The 10474-nt window shown below is 58.0% G+C and carries 10 protein-coding genes and 1 pseudogene; 5 read left to right on the top strand and 6 right to left on the bottom strand.

Features of this window, described 5'->3' with window-relative positions; all coding sequences use genetic code 11:
- Positions 1-136: pseudogene (locus tag CK228_RS36085) on the bottom strand (molecular chaperone Hsp20); the annotation flags it as partial.
- Positions 137-364: 228 nt separating this feature from the next.
- Here CK228_RS36085 and CK228_RS29005 point away from each other — a divergent pair.
- Together CK228_RS29005 and CK228_RS29000 are read left to right on the top strand one after the other, a co-directional pair.
- Entirely contained in the window at positions 365-622 is a 258-nt protein-coding gene (locus tag CK228_RS29005) for a hypothetical protein (protein WP_095790033.1), read from the top strand.
- Between the two features lie 448 nt (positions 623-1070).
- On the top strand, positions 1071-1283 hold the full coding sequence (locus CK228_RS29000) for a hypothetical protein (protein WP_245437847.1): 213 nt from the start codon (positions 1071-1073) through the stop codon (positions 1281-1283).
- A gap of 451 nt (positions 1284-1734) precedes the next feature.
- On the opposite strand, the gene CK228_RS28995 is transcribed toward CK228_RS29000, so the two are convergent.
- The 3 genes from CK228_RS28995 to CK228_RS28985 form a co-directional block, all read right to left on the bottom strand.
- Entirely contained in the window at positions 1735-2166 is a 432-nt protein-coding gene (locus tag CK228_RS28995; RefSeq protein WP_095774596.1) for a hypothetical protein, read from the bottom strand.
- 746 nt (positions 2167-2912) lie between these two features.
- Complete coding sequence (locus CK228_RS28990) at positions 2913-5081, bottom strand: amylo-alpha-1,6-glucosidase (protein ID WP_095790031.1); 2169 nt, start codon at positions 5079-5081, stop codon at positions 2913-2915.
- Positions 5082-5294: 213 nt separating this feature from the next.
- Complete coding sequence (locus CK228_RS28985) at positions 5295-6362, bottom strand: glycosyltransferase family 4 protein (RefSeq protein ID WP_095790030.1); 1068 nt, start codon at positions 6360-6362, stop codon at positions 5295-5297.
- A gap of 801 nt (positions 6363-7163) precedes the next feature.
- Here CK228_RS28985 and CK228_RS28980 point away from each other — a divergent pair.
- The gene (locus CK228_RS28980) at positions 7164-7361 is read left to right on the top strand and encodes a hypothetical protein (protein WP_095790029.1); all 198 of its coding nucleotides are present in this window, start codon (positions 7164-7166) and stop codon (positions 7359-7361) included.
- A gap of 85 nt (positions 7362-7446) precedes the next feature.
- Here the strand turns inward: CK228_RS28980 and CK228_RS28975 are convergent, their stop codons facing one another.
- Together CK228_RS28975 and CK228_RS36495 are read right to left on the bottom strand one after the other, a co-directional pair.
- Complete coding sequence (locus tag CK228_RS28975) at positions 7447-7944, bottom strand: hypothetical protein (protein WP_095790028.1); 498 nt, start codon at positions 7942-7944, stop codon at positions 7447-7449.
- A gap of 689 nt (positions 7945-8633) precedes the next feature.
- Entirely contained in the window at positions 8634-8834 is a 201-nt protein-coding gene (locus CK228_RS36495; protein ID WP_179296077.1) for a hypothetical protein, read from the bottom strand.
- A gap of 538 nt (positions 8835-9372) precedes the next feature.
- Here CK228_RS36495 and CK228_RS28950 point away from each other — a divergent pair.
- Both CK228_RS28950 and CK228_RS28945 read left to right on the top strand, forming a co-directional pair.
- Positions 9373-10101 (top strand): Crp/Fnr family transcriptional regulator, encoded by a 729-nt coding sequence (locus tag CK228_RS28950; protein ID WP_245437848.1) that lies wholly within the window; start codon positions 9373-9375, stop codon positions 10099-10101.
- Between the two features lie 82 nt (positions 10102-10183).
- Positions 10184-10429 (top strand): hypothetical protein, encoded by a 246-nt coding sequence (locus tag CK228_RS28945; protein WP_095790026.1) that lies wholly within the window; start codon positions 10184-10186, stop codon positions 10427-10429.
- Positions 10430-10474 lie beyond the last annotated feature (45 nt).

Here is a 10474-nt window from a genome sequence, read left to right as displayed (position 1 = left end):
CGCCGAGCTTGGCGATATCGTAAGGCGGCCAGTTGTCCGCATTCTGTGGCGAACTGGCGTTTTCGAGCAGGTTGAAGATGCGGTCAAAGCCGATGCTCGACCGATAGAAGGGGGAAAAGTCCACGTTTGTTCTCATAGCTACATCCTCCTTGGAGCAACATAGATACGAGGGAACGCCAAGAAGCCTGGCGCTCCCTGACACGTCGGCCCTTGTACGGCGACCGACAAACATGAGTTGGGAATCGATTTCCGCCGCGCCAAGAGGCGTCTTTAACACCCATTTTGGCGACCGTTTCGAAGAGCTGCTGGCAAGCGCCCCGACCACTACCCATTTGCTCTGTTGGGATTTCAAGTGGAGGTAAGTATGACCATGACACGCCAAGACGTCGTCTCGGTCCTTGGACCGATCGACGACTCAACGATTGCGGAAATCATCGCGTCCGGTGCCTCGCTCGAAGAGTTGAGAGAGGCATTGGCATGGACGGTCGGGGATGAGGCGTTGATAAGCCAGGGACGCGCATTGCCAGGAACACGGGTCGCAGGGTTGATCGATCTGATCGAGCACGATGATGAAGACGATATAGCACATCAGGCCCAGCTGAAGCCGGGCGCCGACAACTGATTAAAGACCGCGTGGAGCGCTAAGGTTCGACCGCGCCGTCTCCGGGTACCTGCAAGGACGTGAATTGCCTGCCACCGTTCTCGATAACTTTGTAGCGCGCTGCTGGCCCCCCAACGAGCGACGTGCTGTAGATTGGTCGAGCCCCACCGACACCATGTGCCCGACGGAAAATCTCTTTCCGCCTAATACGAACCTCTGCCAGCATCGACCTTCGGTCATCAGAAAGACCATTGTGCTGGCCGGGCTGCAAGTACAGGGGTTCAACTATTCTCAATGCCCGCAGCCTGATTTTATTCCCGACGGCAGACAGTCCAAATCTGCCTGCATTTCACCTAAATGCCAGTATGAAGAGGAACCAGATCGAAGGAGAGGTATTGAGCTAAGGTGCTTTGCAGATGAGCGTTGAATGGACCGGTATTTCTTTGACGTCTACAATAGCGAGGGGCCGGTGCTGGACGAGAATGGCCAGTTATTTGCCTCCAAGGAAAGTGCCAGGGACGAGGCCTTGCGCGTCCTCCAGGATGTCGCGCGCGACGAGATGCCCGACCGCGATCTTTTCAAGCTGACGGTCAAAGTGCGGGGCGAAAATGGGGCAAAGGTGTTTGAAGCATCCCTCATTTTGACCTCTGGCTGGATCGCCAAGGATTCGCAGGCGCGCTAATCGATAACTAGCTGCCTCAGTAGGTCTCAGCTGCTAATTTTCGTGGTCATTTGAGAGCGATCTCCAAGGCAGCGGTCACAGGAGCGAACGAATTCGCGTCCCGAACGTCTGTCCGCGTCTCTTGCCAGCCTGATCGAGCGCGCATTGGGTGGCGTCTTGGGACGTGGCCAAGCTCTTGTTCGCGCACGTGCCGGCAGTACCTGGTTCGTCAGCGTCCTGCTTCAACTGCCGGGCCAGTGTAGAAGAAAAAGCCCGCTCCCGAGGGATAGCGGGCAAGTCTTCTAGGGACGCGCTTTTTCGCGGCGGACTGCAACTGTATGCGGATCACATTACATTAGGTCCTGATGTGGGTACTCGATGGATTCCCAGCTATGTAATGACCGGGAAGACGATGTATCTCCAACCCCAAGCGGCACCATCGACCTTAGCATCACCTGACTATCAAAAGGCTTTAGTGCCACAGTTTCTCGCTCAGCCATTCAAGGAACTTATTGCCACCGATCGTTTTGCGAACCCGTGCGGCGGCCCACTGAGCCTTAAATGTTGTGCCGACGTGGCAACTGCAGACGATGCTATGCAATTGCCAGTCGGTCAGTTCGAAGAACCGCTTGGCTTCTCCATAAGAATCATCCCGCAGGCCCAGCTCCCGCAACACCGGATCATCAAAGGCCACAGTGATAGGCGAGCCCTGACAGCGTGAAGAATCACGGGCCTCCCGCTTCAGATGCTCGGTCCCGGTAAGGGCACCCAGGCACCGATCTGGGTCTTTTTCCAGCAGCGCTGCCCAACGTTCTATGCGCTGTTGGCGAGTCATGAACGGATACGTCGACAAAGGCTGAACCTTCGCGATTGTCTGCAGTTGGTCTAGCGTTTGATGTTTCATGGTAGGCTCCCGTCGATTGAAGTCCCCACCCTGCAAAACTATCGCGCACCGACGTCCTGACAAGAGCCGGGCCCGGTGCGGATCAGCGATAAAATTGGCCAGCTGCAGGTGAATGGCAGGGCTCGTTGATCCGGCCGCTTTCATTGGCGGCGCTGTGAACGCTCGTCCTTGACTATCCGTGGGCCGCGCAGAGTCGATGGCGAGCAATTCGTTCAGTCCCACCCATGCCGGGCCTCTCGAATTTTCTTAGGCCGTTAACGCCCAAATCGACCGTGTCTGAGCCCTTGCCGCCATCCTTTTGCGAAGCCTCAAGCCCGTTGCCCCACATTCTTGATCTCCGCGAATAGGATGACGTCAGTCGCCCTTCCAGTGGCGCTGGACCTCGACACGACACGGGCATAGCGTCAAATCGAACAAACTAGGCGCGATTCAAGGAGCCATGTTTGGAGCTGCCATGGGCGCAATGACCCCAGCGTGGCCGGCAGGAGGTTCAGCATGTCTACGAAGAACCTGTTCTGCGTTCGGCTGGTGCTGGGAACTCTGAGGATCCCGCCCGGCTTTGCTCACGTCTTAGCTCAGGAGATCCCGAGCGATTTCGGCTATCGTCGCGATCACGGCGGAAGCAGATTATCGAGGACTAGGCGACGCTCGATTTCCTTGACCCTCTCGACAGTCGCGGCTCTAGGTTTCTTCACATTGGCTCAGTTCGAATGTCGGAGTACAAAAGTATTTCAGCGACCGGCAAGCTAGGAGCGCACCTCCAGCGGCACGAGCCCTTCATGCCGCTCATCGAGATAACAAACAATGTGGTCACCGACGCGCTCGAAAGTGAGATCGACTTTCTCCTCCCCTACGGCCAGGTGACGAATGACGATATTGTCGATGCCTATTGGCAACCGTGGACGGTCGACCTCGATGGTACGGTTCCACCCGTCGATCCGAATTCCCAGACAGGCTTGCAGCATCATGAAGGCCGACCCCGCCGACCAAGCCTGCGGCAGACAAGCGACAGGGTAGGCAACCGGTGCATCGCCAATTGCCCGGGTGAACCCGCAGAATAGTTCGGGAAGCCGCATATTAAACCGAACCGCGGCCTCGAACATGCTGCTCATGAGCTTCACGACACCGGCACGCTCTTGGTAGCGGGCGAGCCCAGCGGCACAGATGGCAGTGTCATGCGGCCAGATCGAGCCGTTATGATAGGACATCGGATTGAATGGCACCTCGTCGTCGGCCAAGGTGCGCACGCCCCAACCGCTGTTGAGATGACCCGAAAAGAGCTGTTCGGCTATTGATGACGCCCGCTCCGCCGATGCCAGCCCGACATAAAGCAGATGACCGGCGTTAGAGGCGCGCACCGCGCATTGCTTGCCTTCCCCGTCTATGGCCAAGGCGTAGAAATTGTGGTCCGGCATCCAGAAATGCCTCTCCACTGCGCTGCGGATACTTTCTGCCAGCGCGCTCCAGCGCGCTGCTTTGACCGTGTCGCCGCGTCTGGCTGCCAGTGCGGCCATGCCCTGGTAGGCTGCAAAGACATAGCCTTGTACCTCAACCAGGGCGATCGGTCCCCTCGGAATCGTGCCGTCGGCATGGAATATGGCGTCGGCACTATCCTTCCAGCCTTGGTTGAAAAGCCCAGTGTCCGCCGCCCTGCTGTAGGTCACGAAGCCCTCGCCGTTACGCTTTCCAACGTCCTCTATCCATCCCACGGCCGCACACAGCGAATCCCACATGCGATTGACAAACACCTCATCGGCAGTGCGATCGGCGTAGGAGCAGGCGAGGTAAACATAGAGCGGGGTCGTGTCGACACCGCCATAGTAGCGCCCGAACGGCAGCTCGCGCAGCACCGCCATTTCCCCCTTGCGCGTTTCATGCATGATCTTGCCGGGTTCGGAATCATCGAATATCGAAGTCTCGGTGGACTGATAACGAGCAAGGAATGCCAGGACCCCGCGGGCAAGTTCTGGGTTGAGCCACAGCATCTGGAGGGCCGAAATGACGCCGTCGCGACCGAAAGCGGTCGAGAACCATGGAATGCCGGCGTAAGGATACGGTCCGGTCTCAAGATCGGTGGTCAGCAGTGCTATGTCGGCGCGCGTGCGCGTAAGCCAGTCATTGAACACGCGGCCCGAACTGAAGACAGTGGCGCCCTGACGCCGCTTCGAGCGCATGGCAAAACGTGCTCGGGCCGCCGCGGCGCGAAAGCGGTCGCTGGAGGGGACTTCTTCGTCGTGACCGACCTCTACAAACAGCGCTCTTGCGTCACGCCTGCCCACTACAATGAAGAACACGGCGTGGTTGGATTGGATCTGGTCAGGCGGCGTCGAGAACGAGATAATCGACTGGCGCGCCAAATTGTCGAGGCCTTCGTAGCGAAACATGACGCTTGCTTCGCCGATCAGCGCGTCATGAGCGTGACCGCGGCGGCTGCGCGTAGTGCCACGGACCTCGAACATATCACGAAAATCGGCGTCGAAGTCGAATCTCACGGGTAGGAGCACTTCGCGCCCAGAGTAATTCGTGAAGGTGACCCGCTCGAACATGCGATTTTGCCAGATGAACCGTGTTCGATCGACGTGCACGACGCCCGGCAGCGTTTCACGGCCGTCGGGCCCCGTAGTGGCCAAGTTCGTGAGGTTGGCGGTAAACAGTATGTTGTCCTGGGAAAGCGAGGCGCCTAGCAGGGATGGAATGCGCCCGCCGATGAACAGACGGAAGCGCGATAGTACGCGCGTGTCGTCGCGGAAAAGGCCATCGCCGGTGCCACGTATGTCGCCGTAGCTGTCCGCGACGATGAAGCAGTCCTCATGCTTGAGCGCAAATTGTCTATGAGGCTCGCGTGGTGCCGATTCATCCATCGCCGGCAGCGCCACAGCTGGGTCTAGCTTGCGATCTTCGATTTCAGCGCTCATGTCAGCTCTCCCGTTCGAAAGAGACTTAGCCCACATGCTTGTCGATCGTCGCCGACGTCGAATCGTCACCAGCGCCCCGCCTCGGCAGGCACATGCTTTGACCGCAAAGAGGCTCTTTCGACTCCGTGTCGTATGATTGGCCAATTTTGGATTTTGAGCAATCAAACTTGATATCAAGCCGATCGCTTTATGCCGGTTCGGCCGCCTGGGCAGCTATGTTTCCAGCATAGCTATTTTTTCGGAGGGACATCGCTTGTCGCCCGTGAGCGAGCGATAGATCGCCATATAGTCGGCGCACATGCGCTGGGCGGTGAATCGCTTTTCAAAAGTTCTCCTCACCCGAGAGCGGTCGAGGTCACCTATCCGATGCACGGCCTTCACAGCCTCTGCGATATTTTCCACGATAAATCCCGACACCCCATCATCGATCACTTCAGGAACGGCTCCGCGATTGAACGCCACCACAGGAGTTCCGCAGGCCATCGCCTCAATGGTCACGAGGCCGAACGGTTCCGGCCAGTCAATCGGGAACAGCAAGGCTGCCGCATTGCCCAAGAACTCCGCCTTCTGCCTTTCATTGATCTCGCCAATGAACTCAACGTTTGAATTTCGCAGCACCTGTGGTTCGACGCGTTCTCGCCAAAACGCCCGATCAACCGAGTCGATTTTGGCCGCGATTTTCAGCGGCATTCTTGCGCGGGCGGCGATTTCTATCGCGGCCAGCGGGCCCTTTTCCGGTGAGATGCGGCCCAGGAACGCCAGATAGCTCGAGGCCTTCTGACGCAAGGGTAGAATACCAGCCGGCAAGCCGTGATAAACCGTTCCGAGCCAATTGACCGGCGGCATCGGTCGGCGCTGATCGTCGGAGATCGAGATCAGTGGAACGTCGTCGAACATTGCATAAAGCCGTGCGAGATCCGGGAGGTCAAGGCGGCCATGAAGTGTCGTAACGGTTCGGCTGCTAAACTCTCTAATGACCGGAAAGTGGAGGACGTCGACATGAAAATGCAGCACATCGAAGGCTTCCGCCCATCTGCGCACCTGCTCAAGCATCGAAACGTGACAGGGGACAGGGTCCCTTGCCTCTGGGCTCAGGCGTAGCGCAACGTCGCAACACGCCACAAGTTCGGCCGACGTCCTTGAGTCGCCGCTGGCGAACAGCGTCACCTCGTGGCCCTGTCGAACCAGCTCCTCGGTCAGATACGAGACGATGCGCTCTGTGCCACCATAGAGCTTGGGAGGAACGGACTCCATTAGAGGAGCAATCTGGGCGATCTTCATTTTGTAAGTGCGTCCGCAACTTAAGAATCGACGAGGGGCCGACGCGCATGCGAGGGCTGTTCCCCCACGCCGCAAACTTTCGAATTACTAATATGTTCCCGAACTACGATAAACGACTGGCGGTCGGACACGGTGTAATCGCACACAAGGCCTCGGTCGGCTCGAGCCCCGTAGGCCAAGCCGCTAGGTGTTCAGGCAAACTTGAGACCTTCACCAAAATGCGGTCCAACCCGGCATTGGGGCGCTTCGAATCCTCGAATTCTATTGAGAGCAGACAACAGGAACGCCGGCTTCTCAAGCGGCCGGCGCGGCCCAGCTAGGCATCCTGTGGTCAACCTGAAGGCTGGTCTGGCCTCTTGCGAGGCTTGATCGCCTCGAAAATCACTTCACACAGGCTTCTGCCGCGAGCTTTCATTACGATCAAACGCCCTTGCCGAGCGCGAGTTTCTATTGATTCGGGCTATCCTTTGCCATGACGTTGACGAGTACAACGCATGCCAGCAGGGACACGACACCGCCTAGCAGGTCGTGGCTCGACAGACCGGCAAAATAGACCAATTCGAACGCCAACGCGGACATACAACTAGAACTGCCAGGCAGTGCGAATGTTCCGCCTGTGTACTGGATTCACATTTCCGGGAGATACGCCCGCTCCACGCTTCTTCGGGGTCAGCATTGTCCCCTCGATCCGAGCTTTATCGCCGATCCCCTGCCTACGCACCGACACACATTTGATATTGAGCCCGGCTGCGAGCGACCCTTATAAATCATGTTTTCGCCATTGCTTTCTAAGGTCTTGCGATGGATAACGTGACCGTAAGCGCCAATGATCAGGTCGGCCCTTGCGTTGAAGTGATCGAAGTCTGCGGAGAATGGTTCGTCCGCGTGGTCAACGGCGACGAAGAGATATTCCGATCATTCGAATTGGAGGCATTCGCCCTGGCCTACGCAGAGGGCCAGCGAATACGTCTCGGGCTTGCTTATTTCGATCAGCTGTAGCGTTGAACGCCCGCTTTCTGCGGGTGATCATCGAGGACTCCACGTGATCATTGCCGCCCATAACGCGGGCCTCGGCACGACATGGCTAGGAGTTCGATGAGTTGGGCTCGCCTACGCCAGTCACGTCCGCGTCTGATGTGCGAAAATCCTCATAATCCACTGTCGCGACGACCGCACCGCTTGCATCCTTAGCTCGCACCGCCCAGCCGACCGGCGCTTCACCACGCGAGAGCGCGTGCTGCCACAGGTCAGCCGCAGAACGCCGGCATTCGGCCAAGACCGCTTGTAGCGTGGGAAACGAAAGGCCTGCGAGCTCCTGCACGTGACCCTTGTCCTGATACTCGAGGATATAAGACGCGTCGCGGCCCGGTTCCGGCTGACTTCGCATCCTCGCGTCGTCGGCGGCGCTGGTTTCATCGAACGTGGCCGCGTGTAATAGCAGCACCTTTGCCTTCGCAATCAGTTGCACGTCATCGAGGGCGTTGTCATAGGCGAGCGAAACGGAAATCGCCTCGCCGCCTTCGCCCAGGAACCGCACTGTAGGGAAGGGTCCGTTTTCGACGACCGTTTCAAGAATCTGCATGGGATGACTCCAAGGCTATTGGTCTTTCGGCTCAGTCCTTGACGTACGCCCCCGGCTGTCGCCCGCTCTTCGGAGCCTTGGCGTCCTTGGAATGTTCGGAAAGAGCGGGCCCGGCGCCGGAGACCTTCTGGGTGGACGGGGATGGCGTTGCAGGCTGTGATGGAGACTTGGATTGTGGGGCTAGGGGGTTCTCGTCCGAGGTTGTCATGTCGTTTTCTCCCATGTCATGAGTCAGGGATGAACTAGCCATCGACATGGAGGTTCCAGCGTCGTGGCATTTCCAGAAAACCGCTTAGTTTGCGAGAGCGAACCTTCGGGAATGGTCGAGATCCGCAAGCTCAGGAGTTGCGAGCAGATCTACGACGCTCGTCCATAACCACGACGGTGCCTTAGCGTTCGCGCTGGAGGCTTCCGACGGTTCGCGGGTCACAACTGCGCCAATCGGCGAGGTCAATCTGGCGGCCGTGCGCTTCGGCCAGATCGAACCGGGGCGGTATCGGAGCCGACGCTGCCGTTGTTCATGAACCGCTCGACGCACAATTCTATCCGCACGCCGGCGCTTCCATCTATGTTCTGAAATCGCCCCCAGCGGCTATCATCATAGACAACGATGGTCTCCGCAGTGGCCTTAATTTGGGCGGCCATTGGCCGACCATCGTCCTCGTAAGTGGCGCCGATCTCGTAGCCCATTACATCGCATAGTCGCGGATGGCATCTTCCTGGTTGCCGATCCAGTAGGTCTGGTGCTCTTTCGACGTGCCCAGATATTGGGCCGCACGCACCACTCGGGTACCTGAAGGAGCTTTTGGCATCGCTACAACCATCTGGCCGAAGTCGGCTTCTATCGCTCGGGTTAAAGGTTCCGACAGCATGCCATTCCGCACGCTCATCGGTGCGCGGCGCTAGCTTTTCAAGATGTGTTTGCACATATCCAATCAGATTCGCGGGTTGATGAAGCGTTCGGCCTCGTTGTGCCTAAAGGTATGGAGTGATATCCGATACCAAACAGCGGAATTGAGCAAACAGCTGGCCGCGATGGCACGTGAGGAACAGCACTGCCGTCTGCTCATGTTAGTGCCCAGTGTAGGCGCCACAGCCACCGCCTTTGCCGCAGCCGTGGAGGATCCGGCGAACTTCAGGAAGATGATTCCACCTTCCGCAATCCATAAGTTCGATCCCAGCGGTTTCCAGCATGGTCGCTCAGTCTAGTCCGCCAGATGGGCGCCTTCCACCCAACAAGGGCCGTAGCAGCGCGGTTCGCCGGCTGGGTTCCGCACGCGCCACCATGCGTTTGCGAGGAGTTAGGCCTGAATCGCAACAAGCGCTTTCCAACTGAGGTACACGCCAATTTGCTAATCGCGCCCATGAGGTCTACTCTGCTTGTATCGGCCGCCAGTGTTTTCGGATGCAGCCGACAGTGAGAGGTACATGCTCTTGCCCGTCAGGGAGAGCGCCGTGCCCCAATCCCTTCTTCGCAACCATGTATTGCAAGCCCTCTCGCCTGAGGATTTTGCGCTCTTACAGCCGTCAATGCATCACGTCGAACTGGGCATCAAAGACCGACTGGAAGTCCCATATCAACTAATCGAGCATGTTTATTTTCCGGAGGCGGGAATCGCTTCGGTGGTCGCGGCCATGACGGGCGGCCGGCAAAGCGAAGTGGGCATCATTGGCCATGACGGCATGACGGGGGTTGCGGTTGTTCTCGGCCGGGACAGTTCCCCCAACGAAACCTACATCCAGGTCGCCGGCAAAGGTTGGTTGCTCCCGGTCGAAAGCCTTCGCGACGCGATTGAAGAAAGCCAGTCCCTTCGCGGCTCGCTGCTTCGCTACGCGCACGCGTTCCTGGTCCAGTTGTCCCGCACGGCACTTGTCAACGGCCATTCGAAAATCGAGGAACGGCTGGCCCGGTGGTTGCTTATGGTCGATGATCGTATGGAGGGCAACAGGATCTACCTGACGCACGAGTTTCTGGCCACCATGCTTGGCGCCCGGCGCCCTGGCGTGACGATAGCCCTGCAAATGCTTGAATATCGGGGGCTGATCCACGCCAAACGCGGTGAGATCACCATTGTCGACCGGCCCGGAATGATAAAGCTGACGCACGGCGCCTATGGCGACGAAGAGCAACGTCACTTCGGCAGTGATTCCAGCTGATTGTCCCGAATCGGACACACCCTTACGGGTTGACGAATTGGTGCCATAAATCGTGTTGGTTTGGGTTCAGGGAGGAACTCACATGACCAACAGTTTTCACACCGTCACGGTTGAAAGGGCGGCCGACGCCTATGTCCGTTCCAGAGGCAAGGCCCGCTTCCTTTCCATCGCACAGGCAATTCGTGCCATTCGAACACTGCTTCTGGCGTGTAAGGCCACGGACCCTGAGCTGGAAGAGATACTGGCTGCGGCATGCATCCTCCACAGCATTCCTGTCGCTTTCGACGCAATGACTGCCGATCGCTCTGAAACACGGCTTCATTCATAGGCCCTGCAATGGCAGACGTCGCTCCGACGCTTACTTCATCGCACG

The organism is Mesorhizobium sp. WSM4312 (assembly GCF_002294875.1).
Taxonomy (GTDB): Bacteria; Pseudomonadota; Alphaproteobacteria; order Rhizobiales; family Rhizobiaceae; genus Mesorhizobium.
The sequence above is the reverse complement of the archived record's forward strand: the minus strand, read 5'-3'. Positions and strand labels throughout refer to the sequence as shown.